The organism is Pseudomonas sp. GW822-FHT02G04 (genome assembly GCF_058802085.1).
The window spans coordinates 101,384-123,246 of the sequence record NZ_JBXANU010000007.1; the positions used below are offsets into that span (position 1 = coordinate 101,384).

Consider the following 21,863-nt stretch of genomic DNA (forward strand, 5'->3'; position numbering starts at 1 on the left):
TGAGGCTGGCGTTTTTGATTATCAGGGGTGTGATCAGAGACTCAGTCGCATCGACAGGTCCACGGCCTTCACATCCTTGGTCATCGCACCAATCGAAATGTAATCCACCCCGGTTTGCGCAATCGGCAGCAACGTACTTTCGTTGATGCCGCCGCTGGCCTCCAGTTTTGCCTTGCCGGCGTTCAGGCGCACGGCTTCGCGCATATCATCCAGGCTCAGTTCATCGAGCATGATGATGTCGGCCCCCGCCGCCAGGGCTTCTTTGAGCTCCGCCAGGTTCTCCACTTCGATCTCCACTGGTTTGCCCGGAGCGATCTTGTGCGCGGCAGCAATAGCCTCAGGGATGCCACCGCAGGCGGCGATATGGTTTTCCTTGATCAGGAAGGCGTCATACAGGCCGATGCGGTGGTTGTAGCAACCGCCGCAGGTCACGGCGTATTTCTGGGCCAGACGCAGCCCCGGCAGGGTTTTGCGGGTATCGAGCAACTTCACTTGGGTTTGGGCGACGAAATCCGCCAGGTACTGCGCGCGAGTGGCCACGCCCGAGAGCAGTTGCAGGAAGTTCAGCGCGCTGCGTTCGCCGGTGAGCAGCGAGCGTGCCGGGCCTTCGAGGTGGAACAGCACCTGATTGGGTATCACCCGCTCGCCATCGCTCACCTGCCAGTGCACGGCGACCCGCGGATCCAGCTGCCGAAACACGGCATCGACCCACGCAGTGCCGCTGATGACGGCAGCGTCGCGGGTGATGATCGTGGCTTTGGCCAGACGTTCGGCCGGGATCAGTTGCGCGGTGATGTCGCCGCTGCCGATGTCCTCGAGCAACGCGCGGCGCACGTTGGCTTCGATTTCGGCGGTCAAATCGGCGAGACGTAGATTCGGCATAACGGGCTCCACAAACAAAGTGGCCCGATTATAGGGCCATGGCGCGAGGCAACCCAAGGCATCAACAACCATCCCGTCGTTCGCAAACCTGCATTTGGTCGATTCGCGTGAGCAATTGACTCTAAGCAAGGGTCTTTCATAAACGTCTGTTTCTTTGGGAGCGCAGAGTCTGCTGGCACAAGAGAGGTCTTTTGCAGATAATTCTGCCTTGCATTTGACGTCATAGCTTTGACGTACCTTTGGATTCCCGATTATTGAATGACAGCGGGTGGGCAATGTTCTCCGCTGAGCGCCGGCTGTGTGGCCGGCGTGCTCGATCTTTCTTACCGAACCGAAGAATCACCGTTTCAGGAGGCTTGGATGCACAACGACGGGAATGTAGTGCCTTTGCACAAGGCGACTACCGACCAGGCGACTCATTCGCTGCTCGCCCGCCTGCCCGTGATTCTGCTTCAGGTTCGCGACAAAGCAGCTCAACAGCTCAAGCAGGGTTTGCAGGAGCTGTTCGATAACGCCGACGACACCTTGTTCGAAATGGCCGACCGGGCCCGGAACGATGTCGAGCAAAACATCTTCTTCGAAGCCATGCGCGATTTGCGCCTCAAGCGCAAAAATATCGAGCGCGGTTTTCTCGAGCAGTTCGTCGAGGCTTTCCTCAGACTTACGCAGTGCGACACCTCACAGGCTGCCTTGCCCCGGGCATTGGCTTTCGATACCTCGGTGTCGTTATCCCATGACGATATGGAGCGTAATGTGGCGGTGGAGGTCATGGTCGGCAAAGTGCTGAACCGCGATGGCTTCGCCCTCGACCAGCTCACCGCCCGACTGAGCACCCTGCTGGGCAAGAAACTGGTCGAACAGCACAACCCCCTGGGGCCGACGCTGCTCTGCGAGTATTTCCTGCAGGCGGGGCGCAACCTGGGAATGGAGATCAAGGTCAAGCTGATCATCCTCAAGCTGTTCGAGCGCTATGTGCTCAGCAACGCCGATCAGCTCTACGCCGAAGCCAATCAACTGCTGATCGCCACCGGCGTGCTGCCGGACCTCAAGCCCGCCCCGGCGCGACGTGCCACCGATCGAGCGGCTGCCAGCGTTCACGCCGACCCTGTCGAGGCAGGGAGTCGCAGCGGCAATCCACAGATTGACGAGGGGGTGCAGGAAGTTTTCGCCGCCTTGCAGGAGTTGCTGCTCCATGTGCGCGGCAGTGTTGCGCCGACTCTGGAGGTCAGTGCCCAGACCCAGCCCATTTCTACCCGCGATCTGCTGCGCCTGCTCTCGCACTTGCAGCAATACGTGCCGGCGCTGGCGGTTCAGGACGACTTCGACCTGCGTAACCAGCTCGAACTGCTGCTGACTAGGGTCAGTGTCAAAAGTGGCAGATCGCGGGTGGTCGGGGTGGCCGATGAAGACGTGATCAACCTGATCGCCATGCTCTTCGAATGCATTCTCGATGACCGCAACCTGCCGGATTCCCTCAAGGCGCTGATCGGCCGCTTGCAGATTCCGATGCTGAAAGTCGCGGTGCTCGACAAGAGTTTTTTCAGCCGCGGTAGCCATCCCGCCCGGCGCTTGCTCAACGAAATTGCCTCGGCAGCCATGGGCTGGGGTGAGTGCGATGACCATCAGCGCGACAGTCTGTACCTGCGCATCGAGCAGGTGGTGCAGCGCTTGTTGAATGACTTTGTCGATGACCCGGCGATCTTTTCCGAACTGCTGGCGGATTTCCTCGCCTTCACCAGTGACGAGCGCCGTCGCAGCGAATTGCTTGAGCAGCGCACCCGTGACGCCGAAGAAGGCCGCGCCAGGACTGAACTGGCGCGTCAGCGCGTCGAGCAAGCGCTGAATCAGGCGTTGATGGGCAAGGTTTTGCCGCACAGCGTGGTGGCGTTTGTTCAAGCGGCGTGGAGCAAGGTGCTGTTGCTGACCTGCCTCAAGCACGGTGACCAGTCCGCCGAATGGCACGCCGATGTGCAGACCATGGAACAGTTGATCTGGAGCGTGCAGCGTCATGACGAACCCGACGCGAGCCTGCGCTTGTTGGCGCTGGTGCCAGGGTTGCTCAAGTCGTTGCGCGATGGGCTGAACAGCTCGGCATTCGACCCGTTCGCTACCAGCGAGTTTTTCAGCGAGCTGGAAGCCCTGCACGTTCAACTGTTTGAACGTCCGAGCCAGAGCAGCACGCCTGTCGAGGGGCCGATGATGGTCGAAGTGCAGGAGGAAATCGTGCTTCGTACTGCTGACGAAGGCCCGGTCGAAACGGCCTCGGTGCGTTTGCCGGAGGATGATGTCGCGCTACTGCAAGTCGATCAACTGCGCCCGGGGTGCTGGGTCGAGTTTCAGGAAGACGAGGAAAACACCCTGCGTTGTAAATTGACGGCGATCATTGAAACCACCGGCAAGTACATCTTTGTCGACCGTACCGGAATGAAAGTGCTGGAGCACAACCGTACCGGCCTGGTCCTGGAGTTTCGGCGTGGCGCGGTGCGTAGGCTGGACGACACCTTGCTGTTCGATCGGGCGCTGGAATCAGTGCTGGGCAACCTGCGGCGTCTCAATCGCGGCAAGTGATCGCGCGCCGAGGGTCTATCGCGGCATACTGGGCGCCAACACAGTCGTCGTTGAAGGAGCCTGTATGCAGTTGGACCCCGCGAGTGGTTGGTGTCAGGGTGTGCGTTTATGCCCTTCGCCCAACTTCAATGCGCGCCCCGAGGGCGAGATTTCCCTGCTGGTGATCCACAACATCAGTCTGCCGCCCGCGCAGTTTCTGACCGGCAAGGTGCAGGAATTTTTCCAGAATCGCCTGGATGTCACGGAACATCCCTACTTTGCAGGGATCGCCGACCTGCGGGTGTCTGCACACTTTCTGATTGAACGTGACGGCACCGTCACTCAGTTTGTCTCTTGTCTTGAGCGCGCCTGGCACGCCGGCGTTTCGTGTTTCGAGGGACGGGAAACCTGTAACGATTTTTCCGTGGGCATCGAGCTTGAAGGCACGGATGATCTACCGTTTACCGATGCGCAATATCAGGCGTTGACGACTCTGACCCGACAGCTGCAAAGCGCCTTCACGGGCATCACCGCGCAACGTATCTGTGGGCATAGCGACATTGCACCCGGGCGCAAGACTGATCCGGGACCGGCGTTTGACTGGGCACGCTATCGCGCGGCCCTGGCAAAAGCCGCTCAGGAAGAAGAGGAGCAACAATGAGTTTTCTGGTGCTGCTGTTGGCGGTCTGGATCGAAAAATTCTCGGCCCTGCGCCATCGGGTCCAACGTGATGGCGGCTGGGTGCGCGAGCTGAACAAGCTTGAAGCCAGCCCACGCATGACCAACCGTCCGTGGCTGATACTGGTGGTGCTGGTGTTGTTGCCGGTGGCACTACTGGGGCTGCTGTTGGTGGTGCTGGACCCGGTGGCCTATGGCTTGCTGGCGTTGCCCGTGCACCTGTTGGTGGTGATTTACAGTCTGGGGCGTGGCGATCTGCTGGGCGGCCTGGGGCCGTTTCGCGATGCCTGGCGCCGGGAAGACCTGCAGGCTGCCGCCCATGTGGCCAAACGCGACCTGGATATCTGCGCTGACAGCGGCGAGCAACTGCTGGAACGGGTGCAGGGGCATCTGCTGTGGGAGGCCTATCAAAGCTTTTTCGCGGTGATCTTCTGGTATTTCCTGCTGGGCCCGGTCGCGGCCCTGAGCTATCGACTGCTGGCGCTGGCCGAAGAGCATGGGCAAAATCCGGCCGTGGTCGAGCGCGCGACACAACTGCGCCACGCATTCGATTGGGTGCCGGTGCGGTTGCTGGCGGCGAGCTTCGCGCTGGTTGGCAACTTTGTCGCGGTCAGCCGGGTGATGCTGCATGAGCTGCTGAACTGGAACATCAGCGCCGCCCAACTGATCGAGAAGGTCGGACTGGTGGCTGGTGAAATTCCGGCGCCGGTGGTCGGCCCGGACGGCATCAACAGCCTGGACCGGATCTGGGAACTGCTGCTGCGCGCGGCGGTGCTTTGGTATGCCGGGTTTGCGTTGTGGACAGTGTTGTCGTAATCCACAACACATCTGAAGCGAACTTCATTGTGGCTAGGGGCTTGCCTGTGGCGAGGGAGCTTGCTCCCGCTGGGGCGCGAAGCGGCCCCCTACGCCGTTTCAGACAGATCGAGTTGTCCGGATTTACGACTGCTTCGCAGCCGAACGGGAGCAAGCTCCCTCGCCACAGGGGCTCATCCGCTCCAACAACGGCGACCTGTCGTTAACCTTAAGTTACAAAACCTCCCTCCGATTTAGGCTATACAGAGGCAGCGCCAATAGTGGCTATCTGCTGTCTCTGCGCGCCTGCCAATAAAAATAAGAAATCAAAGGGAGACTTCACAGTGAAGAGCTTGCTCTATCCCGCCGTCGCGCTGATGAACCGCTTGAGCTTCGGCATGAAGTTCAGCCTGATCAGCGTGCTGTTCCTCGTACCGATGCTGGTGACCAACTTCTATCTGGTGCGCGATTCCTATCGCGAATTCCAGGGCACCCGGATCGAGTTGCAGAGCCTCGACCTGTTGGGCAGCGGCCTGAGCCTGCGTCGAGACCTGGAAACCCTGAACAACCTGGTACAGATCAACGTCACCCTGGGCCAGTCCAGCAAAGCCGGTCATGTCGAATCGACGATCAGTGCCCTGGAGCAAAGCGTCCTGAGCCGTTTGCAGGGGCTGGCGGCGATGACCACTGACCCGGAACAAATCACGTTTTTCGATGGCAAACGCGATGAAATGATCGCCGCGTTCAAGGCCCAGCAAGCGGAAAACTCCCTGCAAAGCAAAAGTGCGCTGATCGGCAAGTTGCTCGGCAACGCGCAGATTTTCAGCCATATCATTGCCAGTCAGGCCGGCCTGAGCCGCGACAGCCAGAGCGACATGCGTCAGCTGAGTGAACTCATTACCAACGTCACGCCGGCCGTTACCCAGACACTCGGTGAAGGCCGGGCGATGGGGTCTTACTCGCTGGGGCAGGGTTTTCTCAATTCGGCCTCGAGTACCCGATTTGATGAGTTGCTGGCGCAGATCGAAAAACTTCAGGCCGAATACGGCCTGAAGTTGAAGGACGCACTGGGCTCCAGTAAAGCCGCGCACGAAACCCTGGCGGCTCAGGCAGAAAGCAGCAAGGCCTCCCTGAAAAAGGCCAGTGAACTGTTCGAAGAACAGGTGGTGATGGCCGACACCCTCGATGCGCCGTGGCAGGCCTTTTTCGATCAGGTCACGGGCCTGATGGACCAGACCTATCAACTCAACGAAGCCACCCTGAAGTTTCTCGGCACCCAGTTGCAGCAGCGACTGGAGCAGCACCGTACCCACATGGTGTTGCAGGCGGTAGCGCTGGCGCTGGTGTTTGTATTGATTTTTTACCTCTATGGCGGGTTCTACGCCTCGACCCGCACCACCCTCAAGCGTCTTGGCGCGGTGATGGACAAGGTGGCGGCCGGTGACATGACCGTGACCTTCAGCGCCAACAGCCGCGATGAACTGGGCGAGTTGGGCGAGGTGTTCACCGGCACCGTGAAGAAAATCCATGATCTGATCGAGCGAGTGGGCCAGACCGTCAGCGAGGTCGAGCGTCAGGCTGGGCAGGTCGAACACGTATCCGCCCAGAGCAACCTGGCGGTGGCGGGGCAGCGCACACAGATCGAACAGGTCGCCACGGCGATGAACCAGATGTCGGCCACTTCTCTGGAGGTGGCGCGCAGTGCCTCTGCGGCTGTCAGCAGCGCCCACAGCGTCAATGACGAGACCATCAGCGGTCGCGGATTGGTGGAGTCCCAGCAGGGCAGTATTGCTGCACTGGCCAGTGAAATCGATCAGTCGGTGCGGGTAATCAATCAACTGGCCAGCGACAGTCAGTCCATCAGCCGTGTGCTGGAAGTGATCAAAAGCATTGCCGAACAGACCAACCTGCTGGCCCTCAATGCCGCCATCGAAGCTGCGCGCGCGGGCGAGCAGGGCCGTGGTTTTGCGGTGGTGGCGGATGAGGTCCGGACCCTGGCCAAACGCACCCAGCAATCGACCGAAGAAATCGAGCAGATGATCGCCAAGCTGCACAGCGGTGTCGGTGCGGCGGTCAAGGCGATGGGCACCAGTCATCAGATGGCTAGTGGCACAGTCGGGCAGTCGGAAAAGGTCCAGCAGGCGCTGGAAAACATCCTCGGCGCCGTCGGCATGATCGTCGACCAGAACCAGCAGATTGCCGCTGCGGTAGAGCAGCAGACCGCTGTGGCTCACGATATCGACCAGAACATCGTCGAGATCAACCGCGCCGGCGAGCGTACCGCCGAAGGCGCGCACCAGACCGAGAATGCGAGCCGAGCATTGTCGGCGCAGGTGGTGGAGCTCAAGCAGTTGATCAGCGCGTTCCGGGTTTAAGCATGATCGTTCCCACAGGTATTGGATTACCAGTTAAACAGCTCACAGGCGTTGGCCGTGCTGGCAGCGGCCAATTGTTCGGGGCTGATCGTCATGAGGGTGGCCAGTGCCTCGCAGATCGCCGGCAAATGGGCCGGGCTGTTGCGTTGGCCTGGGAACATGGCGGGGGCCATGTCCGGTGAGTCGGTTTCCAGTACCACCGATTCAAGGGGCAAACCGGCAATCACCCGGTGCATGCGCAAGGCCTGCGGCCAGGTCGCGGCGCCGCCGAGGCCGAGTTTGAAACCGAGCTTGATGTATTCGCGAGCCTCTTCCTGGCTGCCGGCGAAGGCATGAATGATCCCCGCCCGTTTCAAGCGAAACCGTTTGAGTGTGGCGATTACCGCTGCGTGGCTGCGTCGCACATGAATCAATGCTGGAAGGTTGAAGTCCGCCGCCAGTTGCAGTTGGGCGTCGAACAGCGTTTGCTGACGTTCACGATCCAGAGTTTCGATGAAGTAATCCAGACCGATCTCGCCCACCGCGCATAGCTGGCGATGGTCCGCTAACCGCGTCAGCCAGTCACCGAGTTCGGTCAAATCTTCAGGGCGATGGTTATCCAGATACACCGGGTGCAAACCGAACGCCGCGTACAGATCGGGATCACTTTGCACCAACTCCCAGACCCGCTGCCAATTGGCCTGATACACCCCCAGCACCACCATCCGCCGCACGCCGAGCGCGCGGCTCTGGGCCAGCAGCGCCTGGCGATCCGGGTCGAAGTCCGGAAAATCCAGATGAGTGTGGGTGTCGATCAGTTCCACGGCTCAATCCTGACGAATACGCTGCTTGAAGGTCCGTGCGATGGCCTGCACGCCAGGCTGGTAATCGGCCTGTTCGATGGCGGCCACTGCCAGTTCCAGGGCTTTGTCGGCGATCAGTTGATGCTGCTGGGCCATGGCGTTGACCGGCAGTGGCAGGAAGTCCAGCAACTGCGTATCACCGAAGGTGCCCAGGCGCAGTGGGCGGGTTTTCAGCGGGAAATCGTGCAAGGCATCGAACACGCCCTGAAGCAGCACGTAGGACGTGGTCACCAGCGCATCTGGCAAATGGCCCAGGCGCTGAATTAATTCTTCCATCAATTGTTTGCCGCACTCACGGCTGAACGACTCGCCGTGCTCGATCAGCGCCTCGCCTTTGAAGCCGTTCAGCGCTTCCTTGAAGCCCGCCGCCCGCTCCTGGCTGATACTCAATTCGGGACGTGCGCCGATCAGCGCGATCTGTTTTGGCAGCGGCTCCAGCAGGCTGCGAGTCAGGTGCAGGCTGGCTTCACGATCATCGCTGATCACCGAGCAGAAGTACTCGGGCTCCATCACCCGGTCGATGGCGATGATCGGAATGCCTTTGGCTTGCAACTGGCGATAGCTGTCGTCGCCGGCCGGCAGGCAACTGGCGACGATCAGCGCATCGCAGCGGCGGGCGCGGAACAGTTGCAGCAATTGCCGTTCGCTGTCCGGCGCATCGTCGGAGCTGGCGATCAGCAGCTGATAGCCGCGCGCCCGAGCGCCTTGTTCCAGCAGTTTGGCGATTCGCGCGTAACTGGGGTTTTCCAGGTCCGGCAGAATGAAGCCCAGGGTGCGGGTGTGCCGACTGCGCAGCCCGGCGGCCTGCGGGTTGGGCGTGAAGCCATGTTGTTCGACCACTGCCCGCACGCGCTCGACGGTGGCGCTGCTGATGCGTTGCTGTTCGGCCTTGCCATTGATGACGTAACTGGCGGTGGTCACGGAGACGCCGGCCAATTGTGCAATATCACTGAGTTTCAACCCGGTATTCCTTGTTTTTAGAGCGTGCCCCGACATTTTCGCCAATCCTACCCGATTGCGGCAGGCGACCATTGTCGCAGCACATCCGACAATTGGACTTCAAGGATGAGACATTATCGAGTAACGTGCCTAATATTCTAGATTAAACGTTTCAGCAGGCGTATTTTCTACGTTATAGGTCGCTTTGGCCGGTTCTGCCGCGAAACCGCCAAAACTGCGTCTGAAAAGGTGTACTCAAAACGCCTAAGCTGAATCAATCAAAACAATACCTGGCGTCACACGGCGCCAAAAAGGAGAAAGCATGCTCGAGCTCACCATAGAGCAGATATCCATGGGCCAGTCGGCTGTGGATAAAGCCACCGCCTTGCAATTGCTCGCTGACCGACTCGTGACCGATGGCCTGGTGGCGGACGGTTACCTCGCAGGCTTGCAGGCCCGGGAAGCCCAGGGCTCGACCTTTCTCGGCCAAGGTATCGCCATCCCCCACGGCACTCCGGAAACCCGCGATCAGGTATTTGCCACCGGTGTGCGGCTGATGCAATTTCCTGACGGCGTGGACTGGGGCGATGGTCATATCGTTTATCTGGCCATCGGTATCGCCGCCAAATCTGATGAACACCTGCGCCTGCTGCAGCTGCTGACCCGTGCCCTCGGTGAAACCGACCTGGGCCAGGCCCTGCGCCGCGCCAGTTCCGCCGAAGCCTTGCTGAAATTGCTGCAAGGCGCGCCACAAGAGCTGGCACTGGACGCACAGATGATCGGCCTCGGTGTGTCCGCCGATGACTTCGAAGAGCTGGTTTGGCGCGGTGCCCGTTTGCTGCGTCAGGCCGATTGCGTGAGCAACGGTTTTGCCGGCGTCTTGCAGCAGGTCGAAGCGCTGCCGCTGGGCGATGGCCTGTGGTGGCTGCACAGCGAACAAACGGTGAAGCGTCCCGGCCTGGCGTTCGTTACCCCGGACAAACCCATTCGCTACCTTGGTCAGCCGTTGAGCGGGCTGTTCTGTCTGGCCAGCCTTGGTGAAGCCCATCAGGCACTGCTCGAACGTCTTTGCGCGTTGCTGATTGAAGGTCGCGGTCAAGAATTGGGCCGTGCCACCAGCAGCCGCGCGGTGCTGGAAGTCCTTGGCGGTGAACTGCCGGCGGACTGGCCGAGTGCACGCATTGCCTTGGCCAACGCTCACGGTTTGCATGCGCGCCCGGCGAAGATCCTCGCGCAACTGGCGAAAAGTTTTGAAGGCGAGATCCGTATACGCATCGTCGATGGTCACGACAGCGCGGTGTCGGTGAAGAGTTTGAGCAAACTGCTCAGCCTTGGCGCCCGTCGCGGTCAGGTGCTGGAACTCATCGCCGAACCGGTCATCGCCGCCGACGCCTTGCCCGCCTTGCTGGCGGCCATCGAAGAAGGCCTCGGTGAAGAAGTCGAGCCGCTGCCGGTGGTGAGCCAGCAGCGCGAAGTGCTCGTGGAAGTGGAGATCGCCGAAGCGCTGATCGCGCCGAAGTCCGGCAGCCTGATTCAGGCGATTGCCGCCGCACCGGGGATCGCCATCGGCCCGGCGCATATTCAAGTGCTGCAAGTCATCGATTACCCGCTGCGCGGTGAGTCCGCCGCCATCGAGCGTGAACGTCTCAAGCAAGCGCTGGCGGATGTGCGTCGCGACATCGAAGGCCTGATCGAGCGCAGCAAGGCCAAAGCGATTCGCGAGATTTTCATCACCCATCAGGAAATGCTCGACGACCCGGAACTGACCGACGAAGTCGAAACCCGCCTCAAGCAAGGTGAAAGTGCCGAAGCGGCGTGGATGACGGTGATCGAAGCCGCTGCTAAACAACAGGAAGCGCTGCAGGACGCGTTGCTCGCCGAACGTGCCGCCGACTTGCGCGACATTGGCCGTCGGGTGCTGGCGCATTTGTGTGGCGTCGAAACGCCTGCGGAGCCTGCGCAACCGTACATTCTGGTGATGGACGAAGTCGGCCCGTCGGACGTGGCGCGTCTTGATCCGACGCGCGTCGCCGGCATTCTCACCGCTCGCGGTGGTGCCACGGCCCACAGTGCGATTGTCGCTCGGGCCCTGGGTATTCCAGCACTGGTGGGCGCCGGCGCCGCCGTGTTGCTGCTGAAACCGGGCACGCCGCTGTTGATCGATGGCCAACGCGGCCGCCTGCACGTGGACGCCGATGCCGCGACCTTGCAGCGCGCCACCGAAGAGCGCGACACCCGCGAACTGCGCCTCAAAGCCGCCGCCGAGCAACGCCATCAACCGGCGCTGACCACTGACGGCCATCCCGTGGAAGTGTTCGCCAATATCGGTGAAAGCGCTGGCGTCACCAGTGCAGTGGAGCAGGGCGCCGAAGGCATTGGCCTGTTGCGCACCGAACTGATTTTCATGGCCCACTCGCAAGCGCCGGACGAGGCCACCCAGGAAGTCGAATACCGTCGTGTACTCGATGGCCTTGCCGGGCGGCCGCTGGTGGTGCGCACCCTCGACGTCGGTGGCGACAAACCGCTGCCGTACTGGCCGATCGCGAAAGAAGAAAACCCGTTCCTCGGCGTGCGTGGCATTCGCCTGACCCTGCAACGCCCGCAGGTCATGGAGGCGCAATTGCGTGCCTTGCTGCGTGCGGCGGATAACCGTCCCTTGCGGATCATGTTCCCGATGGTCGGCAGCGTCGATGAGTGGCGCCAGGCTCGGGATATGACCGAACGTCTGCGTCTGGAAATCCCGGTCGCGGACCTGCAACTGGGGATCATGATCGAAGTGCCGTCGGCCGCCTTGCTGGCGCCGGTATTGGCCAAAGAGGTGGACTTCTTCAGCGTCGGCACCAACGATCTGACCCAGTACACCCTGGCCATCGACCGTGGTCATCCGACTTTGTCGGCCCAGGCTGACGGCTTGCATCCGGCGGTGCTGCAACTGATCGACATCACCGTGCGTGCGGCTCATGCTCATGGCAAGTGGGTCGGCGTGTGCGGTGAACTGGCGGCCGATCCGCTGGCGGTGCCGGTGCTGGTGGGCCTGGGTGTGGATGAGTTGAGCGTGTCGGGCCGCAGCATTGCCGAGGTCAAGGCGCGCATTCGTGAACTCAGCCTGACCCAGACTCAAACCCTTGCCCAACAGGCCCTGGCCGTGGGCAGCGCGAACGAAGTCCGCGCATTAGTGGAGGCGCTGTAATGGCCAAGATCTTAACCCTGACCCTCAATCCGGCGCTGGACCTCACCGTTCAATTGCCGTTGCTTGTGCCCGGTCAGGTCAATCGCAGCGACGAAATGCACACCCACGCCGCCGGCAAAGGGGTGAATGTGGCGCAGGTGCTGGCCGACCTCGGGCATCAGCTGACCGTCAGCGGATTTCTCGGGGAAGACAACCTTCAGGCATTCGAAACCCTGTTCGCCAAACGCGGCTTTACCGACGCGTTTGTCCGCGTTCCCGGCGAGACCCGCAGCAACATCAAACTGGCGGAAAGCGATGGGCGCATCACCGACATCAACGGCCCGGGGCCGCGGGTCAGTGAAGCGGCGCAGCAGGCTTTGCTCGATCGGCTCGACCAGATTGCACCCGGGCATGACGCCGTCGTGGTGGCCGGCAGCTTGCCCCGTGGCGTGAGTGCTCAATGGTTGCGGGAGTTGATCCTGCGCTTGAAAAAACGCGGCTTGAACGTCGCGCTCGACACCAGCGGTGAAGCCTTGCGCGCTGGCCTGTCGGCCGGCCCATGGCTGATCAAACCCAACACCGAAGAGCTGGCTGAAGCACTGGATTGCGAAGTGGTTTCCGTGGGCGCCCAAGCCGAGGCAGCGAGCCGTTTGCATGCTCATGGCATCGAGCACGTGGTGATTTCCCACGGTGCGGACGGGGTGAACTGGTTCAGTGTCGGCTCGGCGATGCACGCCACGCCACCCAAGGTCAGCGTGCTCAGCACCGTCGGTGCGGGGGATTCGTTGCTGGCGGGCATGCTGCACGGCTTGCTCAGTGCCGATACGCCTGAACAGACCTTGCGCACCGCCACCGCGATTGCCGCCATGGCCGTGACCCAGATCGGTTTTGGCATCGGCGACGCCGCGCAACTGGCGCAGCTCGAACAGGGCGTGCGCGTGCGCCCCCTGACAGAACAATAAGAGGGTTTGCAATGAAATTAGCCATTGTTACGGCCTGCCCGAACGGCATGGTCACCAGTGTGCTGTGCGCTCGTCTGCTCGATGCAGCGGCCCAGCGTCAGGGCTGGAGCACCAGCGTCGAAGTCGTTGACGCGGCCCATCCGGAACGCCAACTGTCGGCGGCGACCCTTGAGGCCGCCGAGTGGGTGTTGCTGGTCACCAGCGCGCCGGTGGACATGTCGCGGTTCGTCGGCAAGCGTGTGTTCCAGAGCACTCCGGCCCAGGCCCTGCAAGATGTCGAAGCCGTGCTGCGCCGTGGGGGGGAGGAAGCCGAGGTTTACGTCGCGGCTGAAGCCACCGCTGAAGCCACCGCCGAACCTGCTGCGGTGGTTAAAAATGCGCCGCGCCTGGTGGCCGTCACCGCGTGCCCGACCGGCGTCGCCCACACCTTCATGGCCGCCGAAGCCTTGCAGCAAGCGGCCAAACGTCTGGGTTACGACCTGCAAGTGGAAACCCAGGGTTCGGTCGGCGCACGCAATCCACTCAGCGCAGCGGCGATTGCCGATGCTGATGTGGTGCTGCTGGCGGCCGATATCGAAGTCGCCACCGAGCGTTTCGCCGGCAAGAAAATCTATCGTTGTGGTACTGGTATCGCCCTGAAACAGGCCGAAGCGACGCTGAACAAAGCCCTGGCCGAGGGCAAGCAGGAAAGCGCTGCGACCGGCGCCAAAGGCCCGGCGAAGCAAGAGAAGACCGGCCTCTACAAACACCTGCTGACCGGTGTCTCGTTCATGTTGCCGATGGTGGTGGCGGGCGGTCTGATGATTGCCTTGTCCTTCGTGTTCGGCATCACTGCGTTCAAGGAGCAAGGCACGCTCGCGGCGGCGCTGATGCAGATCGGCGGCGAGACCGCGTTCAAACTGATGGTGCCGCTGCTGGCGGGTTACATCGCCTACTCGATCGCTGACCGTCCGGGCCTGGCGCCGGGGATGATCGGTGGTTTGCTGGCAAGCACCCTGGGCGCCGGTTTCATCGGCGGGATCATTGCCGGTTTCATCGCTGGCTATGCAGCCCAGGCGATCAATCGCTATGCGCGCTTGCCGCAAAGTCTTGAAGCGCTGAAACCGATCCTGATCATTCCGTTGCTGGCGAGCCTGTTCACCGGTCTGGTGATGATCTACGTGGTCGGCAAACCGGTGGCCGGGATGCTCGCGGGGCTCACCCACTTCCTCGACAGCATGGGCACCACCAACGCGATTCTGCTCGGTGTGCTGCTGGGCGGCATGATGTGCGTCGACCTCGGCGGGCCGATCAACAAGGCGGCTTACGCGTTTTCGGTGGGGCTGCTGGCATCGCAGAGTTATGCACCGATGGCCGCGACCATGGCCGCCGGCATGGTGCCGCCGATCGGGCTGGGCATCGCCACGTTCATTGCCCGGCGCAAGTTCGCCCAGACAGAACGCGAGGCCGGTAAAGCGGCGCTGGTGCTGGGGCTGTGCTTTATCTCCGAAGGGGCGATTCCGTTCGCGGCCAAAGACCCGTTGCGGGTGATTCCGGCGAGCATCGCTGGCGGCGCGCTGACCGGTGCGTTGTCGATGTACTTCGGCTGCAAACTGATGGCGCCACACGGTGGGTTGTTCGTGATGCTGATTCCGAATGCGATCAACCATGCGCTGTTGTATCTGCTGGCGATTGTCGCCGGGAGTTTGCTGACGGCGGTGGTGTATTCGGTGCTCAAGCGGCCAGAAACAGTGGAACTGGCGCTGGAGCCGGCTAACGCTTAAAGGCAAAAAATCGACCCTGTGGTGTTGGTTGATTTTTGTGTCATACCTGCTTCATGCGGCCATGCTTTAGTTTTCCTTTTTCAGGGAGAGCACCATGAGCGAATTCGACCTCGGCCGCCGTCGTGTCATACAAGCTGTCGGGGCCGGGCTATTGCTGCCCGGCCTGGCGCCGGCGGTGATTGCTTCGGTCAATGATCGGCCGCAACTCACCGACGGTGTGCAGTCCGGCGATCTGTTGGGCGACCGGGCGATGATCTGGAGCCGTAGCGACCGTGCGGCGCGGATGGTGGTGGAATGGGACACGCGCAGCCTGTTCAGCAACCCTCGTCGATTCGTCTCGCCATTGGCCGATACCCGCACCGACTTCACCGCACGGGTCGAACTCACCGGTCTGCCCGCCGATCAGGCGATTTTCTACCGCGTGACGTTCGAAGACGCCCAGAGCGGTGTCGCCAGTGAACCCTGGTTCGGCCATCTGCGCAGTGTGCCAAGCGCTCGGCGGGATATTCGGTTCGTCTGGAGTGGCGATACCGTCGGCCAGGGCTTCGGCATCAACCCGGACATCGGCGGCATGCGCATCTACGAAGCCATGCGTCTGCGCCTGCCGGACTTTTTTATCCACAGCGGCGACACCATCTACGCTGACGGCCCGGTGCCGGCGCAACTGACCACCGAAAGCGGCCGGGTGTGGCGCAACATCACCAGCGAAGCCAAGAGCAAAGTTGCCGAAACCCTCGACGAGTATCGCGGCAATTACCGCTACAACCTGATGGACGAAAACGTCCGCCGCTTCAACGCCGAAGTGCCGCAGATCTGGCAGTGGGACGACCACGAAGTGGTGAACAACTGGTCGCCGGGCAAGCAACTGGATGATCGCTACAAGAGCAAAGATATCCACAGCCTGGTGGGCCGTGCGCGGCAGGCCTGGCTTGAATACGCGCCGATGCGTTTGCAGAGCGCCGATGCTGGCGGGCGGATTTATCGCAAGCTGAGTTATGGGCCGATGCTCGATGTGTTCGTGCTCGACATGCGCAGTTATCGCGGTGCCAATGACGACAACCTCGGTGCCGCGAAACCGTTCCTCGGTCGAGAGCAATTGGATTGGCTCAAACGTGAATTGAAAGGCTCCCAGGCCCAATGGAAAGTCATCGCCGCCGACATGCCCATCGGCCTCGGTGTACCCGATGGCGAAGTCAGCCCCGGTGTGGCGCGTTGGGAAGCTGTGGCCAACGGTGATCCGGGCCCGGCTCAAGGCCGTGAGCTGGAGATCGCTGAATTACTGGGCTTTCTGCGGGCGCAGCAGGTACGCAATTTCGTCTGGCTGACGGCGGATGTGCATTACTGCGCGGCGCACCATTATCACCCGGAGCGTGCGGCGTTCCAGGACTTCGAACCGTTCTGGGAGTTTGTCGCGGGGCCATTGAATGCGGGGAGCTTCGGGCCTAATGCGCTGGATAAAACTTTCGGCCCCGAGGTGGTATTCCAGAAGGCACCCGCGGCGCAGAACACTTCGCCGTTTGCCGGGTTTCAGTTTTTTGGCGAGGTGAACATCGATGGGCAGTCGGGGGAGTTGAGTGTCGTGCTGCGGGATCTGGATGGGGTGGGGGTGTTTGAGCGTAAGTTGCAGCCGGTTTGAGGGCTTGATGCTTGATCGTTCCCACGCTCTGCGTGGGAATGCCTCAACGGACGCTCCGCGTTCGGCTCTGGAAGGGACGCGGAGCGTCCCAGGCTGCATTCCCACGCGGAGCGTGGGAATGATCATGTACCGCGCTATTAGTAGACGTCGCGGCGGTAGCGGCCTTGTTCGATCAGGCGCTCGACTTCATCCGCACCCAGCACTTCATTGAGCACTTGGTCCACCCCTGACGCCATCCCCTGCAAACTGCCGCAGATGTAAATTACGGCGCCATCGGCCAGCCATGTCTTCAACTCATCGGCAGACTCGCGCAGGCGATCCTGCACATAAACCTTCTCGGACTGATCGCGGGAAAACGCCAGGTCCAGACGCGCCAGATCACCGTTGATCAACCACTCTTCCAGCTCCGCACGGCACAGGTAATCGTGTTCCCGATGACGCTCACCAAACAGCAGCCAGTGACGCTGCTGCCCATCGGCAATCCGTGCCTTGAGCAAGCTGCGCAACCCGGCCAGGCCGGTGCCGTTGCCCAGCAGGATCATCGGCACCGGTTCGTTCGGCAGATGGAAACCACTGTTGCGCCGCACCCGCAGGCTGATGTGGTTACCCACGGGGACGTGTTCGGTCAACCAGCCGGAACCGATGCCCAGACTGCCGTCTGGGTGCAGTTCCTGACGCACGATCAATTCCAGTACGCCGTCGGCGGCGATCGAGGCGATGGAGTATTCGCGCAGGGCCAGCGGCACCAACGCGCTCACCAGCGCTTGCGCGTGCAGGCCGACCAGATGAGCGCGGTTCTCGGGCAGTTGGCGGCTGGCCAGGGCTTGTTCCAGAGACTGCGCCAAGCCATCGAGTTCAACCGTGGCCCGACCGTCAATTCCCAAGCCGTCGAGGAAATGCTCGATCGCCCACGCACCATTGCGCGGCAGCACTTCTACCAGATCACCGGCCAGCCAACTGCTGGTAGTGGGGGCGGTGAGGCCCAGCAAATACACGGGCGAACCGCTGCTGTCCGGGTTCATCAGCTCGCGACGGGCCAGGGTCCAGTTGTCGTAACTTGGCGCTTGCCAGGTGTCGACCGGTGCCTGGCCCGTCAGCAGACCGAGTTGCTGTTGCCAGTGACGCAGGGCGTAAGGGTCGCCACCGTCGACTTCAACCGGGGCGAACAAGGTCTTGCCGCCGTGCTCGCCCAGCCAGGTGTGCAAGCGGCGGGCGAAGCCGCAGAAGTGTTGATACTGGCGATCGCCGAGGCCGAGCACGGCATAGTTCAGGCTTTCGAGGCTCGGCGCACGCCCCAGCACTTTGCGTTCGAAACCACGGGCGCTGTCCGGCGCTTCGCCGTCGCCAAAGGTGCTGACCACAAACAGTGCGTTGCTGGAATCTCGCAGGTCCTGTTCGCTGACATCGGCCAGCGGCTGAACCTTCACCGGTAATCCGGCAGCCTGCAATTGCCCGGCAGTCTGCCAAGCCAGTTGTTCGGCAAATCCGCTTTGACTGGCGAAGCCGATCAGCCATGCCGGTGCGTCGCTACCCGGTTGCTCAAGGCCTTTACGGGCATTCTTGATCTGACGTTTCTTGCGTCGACGGTCCAGGTACAGCAACCAGCCTGTGACGAAAAACAGCGGCATGCTCAGCGCGGCGATGGTCAGGATGATCCGCCCGATCAGCCCGAAATAACTGCCGACGTGCAGTGCATAGATGCTGGTCAGCAGTTGCGCCTTGAGACTCTTGTCGCTGTAACGGTCATGACGGCTGACCGCGCCGGTCACCGGATCGAGGGTGATCTGGTTCCGCGCCTGGTCGTGGGGCGAATCTTTCAGCAGGTAGAACACGGTTGCCGGTTGCCCGGCCACTGGCGGCATCCGAACGTTGTAGGACGAAAGACCAGGGCCGGCGGCGCTGTAGATGCTGCTCCACATCGCGGCGTAATCGGCGGTGGGGGCCGGGCCGCTTGGCGCAGGGCCGCGACCACCACGAGCTCGCTCGTTTTGTGGCGAATCGGAAAGTAGCCTGGTCAGCCCTTTGTTGTACCACTCGTACGACCAGGACAACCCGGTCAACGCCGCCAAAAGGTAGAACACCAGGCACCAGGTACCGGCCACCGAGTGCAGGTCCCAGTTGAAGCTGCGACCCTTTTTCTTCCAGTCCAGCGTCAGCCAGGCGCGCCAGCTCTTCCACTGGCGCGGCCAGCGCAGGTACAGGCCGGACAGGCAGAAGAACACCAGAATCAGCGTACAGGCGCCGGTGATTTGCCGGCCGACATCACCCATGGCCAGGACCCGGTGCAGTTGCAGCATCAGGCCAAAGAAGTCCTGGCCCGTGGCGTCGCCCATGAACTCGGCGGTGTACGGGTTGAAATAACGCATCTGCCCGCGACGTTCGCCTGGCGGCGCTGTGAAGATCACCCGCGCAGCGTTGCCACTGTCGATCTCGACCCAGAGCATCGAGACGGTCTTGCCCGAAGCGCCTTCGATTTTTTCCACCAGTTCGGCCGGTGGCAGCACGCCGGCGATCTGCTTCTCGACGTGCAGTACAGAGGGGTTCAGCGCCCGCAGGATTTCATCCTGAAACGATACTGCCGCCCCGGTAATGCCCATCAGGGCCAGGACCAGTCCGGCGCTGATGCCGAAAAACCAGTGCAACTGGAACAGGGATTTCTTCAACACGTCGCTCGCCTTGTTCGTTCAAATGTCATCATCACGGCGCGCATTATGCCGTGAGTTGTCGAGAAGCATTCTTTTTTACACACAAAAGCCCCGTTCACATTGATGAACGGGGCTTTTACCTGAGCGCTTTGGTCTTCACGCTTCTGTTATCAGAAGTGGAAGTTGGCACTCAGCAGAGCAGTGCGGCCCGGCGCCACGTGGGCGTAGTGCGTCTGGAATACCTGGTCGAAGTAACGCTTGTCGGCCAGGTTTTGTACGTTGAGTTGCAGGTCGACGTTCTTGGTCAGGCGGTAGCTGGCCATCGCGTCGTAACGCCAGTAGGACGGGATCTCCACCGAGTTGGCGACGTTGCCGAACTGGGAATCGACGAAGGTCGCACCGGCACCGACGGTCAACTTGTCCGGCACCAGGTCGTAGGTCGACCAGAACGTGAAGTTGTTCCGTGGGGTGCTTGGCATGTGGTTGCCTTCATCGGCGGCGAGGGTGGTTTTGACCACTTCGCTGTCCATGTAGGTGTAGCCACCGAAGACTCGCCAATTGCGGGTCAGCTTGCCGGTGTAGGTCAGTTCCAGGCCATTGACCTGCTGTTCGCCGTCCAGCACTTGGGTAGCGCCGCCATCCGGATCGTTGATACGCGCGTTGGTTTTCTCGGTGCGAAACAGCGCGGCGGTCAGCGACAGGTCGTCACCGAAGAAGTCCCACTTGGTGCCGATCTCGTAGTTGCGGTTCTTTTCCGGGTCCAGACTGCTGTTGTTCGCAGCCAGTTCCAGGCCACCGTTGCCGCTGGTTTCGCCAGCCGGGTTGCTGGACGTCGAGTAGGCGGCATAGATGCTGCCGTTTGGCAGCGGGTTGTAGACCACGCCGATCTGGTAGTTCACCAGGTCGCTGGTGTTCTGACGGGAGAAACTGCCCGCGGGAGCCGTGCTGCTGGCGTTGGCGAAGCCGCTGGATTCGACCTGGTAGTTGTCATAACGCAGGCCCAGGTTCAGGGACCATTGCTCGTTGAACTTCAGGGTGTCGAACACGTAGGCCGCGGCGGTCTTGGTGTCTGTGTCGGTGAAGGCTTTGCCGTCGGTGATCGTGCCGTTCCAGTTATCCCCAGGCGTCGGGTTGTACAGGCTGGTGCAGTCGCCGGAGTTGAACAGGGCACGGTTGCACCGGGTGCCGCTGGCGCTGGAGGTCAGGAGGTACGGACGGTTGTGGGTGTCCTGATAGGAAAACTCCAGGCCGGTCACCAGGCTGTGCTCGATGGCGCCGGTGTTGAATTTGGCGCTCAGGTCGGTCTGGTTGATCCAGCCGCTGGACGTCGAGTTACGGCTCTTCGCGCCACGGTAGGCGCTGCCGTTAGCCACGTTGCCCTTGCTGTCGTCAGGGTTGGTGACGATGTAGTCCAGGGTCGAACGGGACATGCGGAAGCTGTTCGACACGGTCAGGCTATCGTTCAGATCGTGTTCGAGCTTGATCGTGCCGCTGTCGTTGCTGGTCTGGCGATAATCGCGACCGGTGAGGCCGTAGAAGTTATCGCGGTTAACGTTGGCCGGCTTGTCGACGTTGTACTTGCTGCGGTTGGGGCTCGAGGTCAACGGGATGCCGTAGTCGGGCATGTCGTCGGTTTCGACGTGGTAGTAGCCGACGGTCAAGCGGGTATCGGTGCCCAGGCCGAAGGCAAAGGAAGGTGCCACGCCCCAGCGGCTGACGTCCACGGCATCACGCCCGGCAACGTTGGCTTCGTGCTTCATCAGGTTCAACCGGAACGCTGAGGTGTCGGTTATCTGCTGGTTCAGATCGAGGGTGGTGCGCTTGGTCTGGTCCGAGCCCCAGGTGAAGCCGCCGTTGTAGGCGTTGCCCAGCTTGGCGGTCTTGCTCACCAGGTTCAGGCTGCCACCGGTGGAACCGGCGCCGGTGAAAGCTGACCCCGGGCCTTTGCTGACTTCGATCGATTCAACGTTGAAGATCTCGCGGCTCTGGGACGCCACGTCGCGCATGCCGTCGATTAACACGTCGCTTTCGGCGTTGAAGCCGCGAATGATCGGACGATCGCCGGCCGGGTTGCCGCCCTCGCCGGCACCAAAGGTGATACCCGGGGTGGTGCGCAGGGCGTCGACCAGGCTGGTGGCGCCGGTGTCGCGAATCACTTGTTGCGGGATCACGGTGACGCTTTTCGGTGTCTCGCGCAGTGGCGCGGTGTACTTCTTGGAGGCCGAGGTATCGGTCTTGTAGGAGGTGTCATCCTGCTCGCCTACAACGCTGGTCGCGTCCAGGGATATGGCATTGCCGGGTGCTTTTTCGTCGGTCTTTTCTGCCGCGAAAACCATGTGGCCCGCGGAGCCTGCAGTGATCGCCACGCCAATTGCTGACGCGAGTAAACGCGGTGAACTGACCGTTGATTGTGGTTGTTGGCGTGACATGTGAATTCCCCTCCCCAAGGATTTGAGGCCGCGGAATGTAGAGTAAATACGTATTTGTATCAATTGCGAAACGTTACTATTCGCGACAAATTTACATTCTTTACAATTTGCCTTTACGGTTTTTGCGGTTTCATTCGTCTCTCGGGTTTTACATCGGCAATAAGAATCAATACCATTAGCGCTCCTTTGCCTTCAGGTGTC

The 21,863-nt window shown here is 61.3% G+C and carries 13 protein-coding genes; 8 read left to right on the forward strand and 5 right to left on the reverse strand.

Features of this window, described 5'->3' with window-relative positions:
- Positions 1 to 33: 33 nt before the first annotated feature.
- On the reverse strand, positions 34 to 882 hold the full coding sequence (gene nadC / locus AC1RO5_RS12230) for a carboxylating nicotinate-nucleotide diphosphorylase (protein ID WP_493175069.1): 849 nt from the start codon (positions 880 to 882) through the stop codon (positions 34 to 36).
- 360 nt (positions 883 to 1,242) lie between these two features.
- On the opposite strand from nadC, the gene AC1RO5_RS12235 reads away from it, so the two are divergent.
- From AC1RO5_RS12235 to AC1RO5_RS12250, 4 genes are all read left to right on the forward strand, one after another.
- Positions 1,243 to 3,450: a DUF1631 domain-containing protein gene (locus AC1RO5_RS12235; RefSeq protein ID WP_493175070.1), complete on the forward strand. Its 2,208-nt coding sequence runs from the start codon at positions 1,243 to 1,245 to the stop codon at positions 3,448 to 3,450.
- 64 nt (positions 3,451 to 3,514) lie between these two features.
- Positions 3,515 to 4,090 carry a 1,6-anhydro-N-acetylmuramyl-L-alanine amidase AmpD gene (gene ampD / locus AC1RO5_RS12240; protein ID WP_028939912.1) on the forward strand — a complete coding sequence of 192 codons (576 nt, stop codon included), beginning with the start codon at positions 3,515 to 3,517 and terminating at the stop codon, positions 4,088 to 4,090.
- Complete coding sequence (gene ampE / locus AC1RO5_RS12245) at positions 4,087 to 4,923, forward strand: regulatory signaling modulator protein AmpE (protein WP_493175072.1); 837 nt, start codon at positions 4,087 to 4,089, stop codon at positions 4,921 to 4,923. The genes ampD and ampE overlap by 4 nt, the downstream gene beginning before the upstream one ends.
- 323 nt (positions 4,924 to 5,246) lie before the next feature.
- The gene (locus AC1RO5_RS12250) at positions 5,247 to 7,277 is read left to right on the forward strand and encodes a methyl-accepting chemotaxis protein (protein WP_493175073.1); all 2,031 of its coding nucleotides are present in this window, start codon (positions 5,247 to 5,249) and stop codon (positions 7,275 to 7,277) included.
- 26 nt (positions 7,278 to 7,303) lie between these two features.
- Here the strand turns inward: AC1RO5_RS12250 and AC1RO5_RS12255 are convergent, their stop codons facing one another.
- Positions 7,304 to 8,080, reverse strand: a complete 777-nt coding sequence (locus AC1RO5_RS12255; RefSeq protein WP_493175074.1) for a TatD family hydrolase — start codon at positions 8,078 to 8,080, stop codon at positions 7,304 to 7,306.
- A gap of 3 nt (positions 8,081 to 8,083) precedes the next feature.
- On the reverse strand, positions 8,084 to 9,079 hold the full coding sequence (gene cra / locus AC1RO5_RS12260) for a catabolite repressor/activator (RefSeq protein ID WP_493175075.1): 996 nt from the start codon (positions 9,077 to 9,079) through the stop codon (positions 8,084 to 8,086).
- Positions 9,080 to 9,380: 301 nt separating this feature from the next.
- On the opposite strand from cra, the gene ptsP reads away from it, so the two are divergent.
- The 4 genes from ptsP to AC1RO5_RS12280 all read left to right on the forward strand — a co-directional run bounded on the left by ptsP (position 9,381) and on the right by AC1RO5_RS12280 (position 16,588).
- Positions 9,381 to 12,248: a phosphoenolpyruvate--protein phosphotransferase gene (gene ptsP / locus AC1RO5_RS12265; RefSeq protein WP_493175076.1), complete on the forward strand. Its 2,868-nt coding sequence runs from the start codon at positions 9,381 to 9,383 to the stop codon at positions 12,246 to 12,248.
- Positions 12,248 to 13,189 carry a 1-phosphofructokinase gene (gene pfkB, locus AC1RO5_RS12270; protein WP_493175078.1) on the forward strand — a complete coding sequence of 314 codons (942 nt, stop codon included), beginning with the start codon at positions 12,248 to 12,250 and terminating at the stop codon, positions 13,187 to 13,189. The genes ptsP and pfkB overlap by 1 nt, the downstream gene beginning before the upstream one ends.
- 11 nt (positions 13,190 to 13,200) lie before the next feature.
- The gene (locus AC1RO5_RS12275) at positions 13,201 to 14,952 is read left to right on the forward strand and encodes a PTS fructose-like transporter subunit IIB (protein WP_493175079.1); all 1,752 of its coding nucleotides are present in this window, start codon (positions 13,201 to 13,203) and stop codon (positions 14,950 to 14,952) included.
- Positions 14,953 to 15,046: 94 nt separating this feature from the next.
- Positions 15,047 to 16,588 carry an alkaline phosphatase D family protein gene (locus AC1RO5_RS12280; RefSeq protein WP_493175081.1) on the forward strand — a complete coding sequence of 514 codons (1,542 nt, stop codon included), beginning with the start codon at positions 15,047 to 15,049 and terminating at the stop codon, positions 16,586 to 16,588.
- A gap of 137 nt (positions 16,589 to 16,725) precedes the next feature.
- Here AC1RO5_RS12280 and AC1RO5_RS12285 read toward each other — a convergent pair whose 3' ends face one another.
- Positions 16,726 to 19,254: a PepSY domain-containing protein gene (locus AC1RO5_RS12285; protein ID WP_493175083.1), complete on the reverse strand. Its 2,529-nt coding sequence runs from the start codon at positions 19,252 to 19,254 to the stop codon at positions 16,726 to 16,728.
- A gap of 149 nt (positions 19,255 to 19,403) precedes the next feature.
- Positions 19,404 to 21,662 (reverse strand): TonB-dependent receptor, encoded by a 2,259-nt coding sequence (locus tag AC1RO5_RS12290; protein WP_493175084.1) that lies wholly within the window; start codon positions 21,660 to 21,662, stop codon positions 19,404 to 19,406.
- Positions 21,663 to 21,863 lie beyond the last annotated feature (201 nt).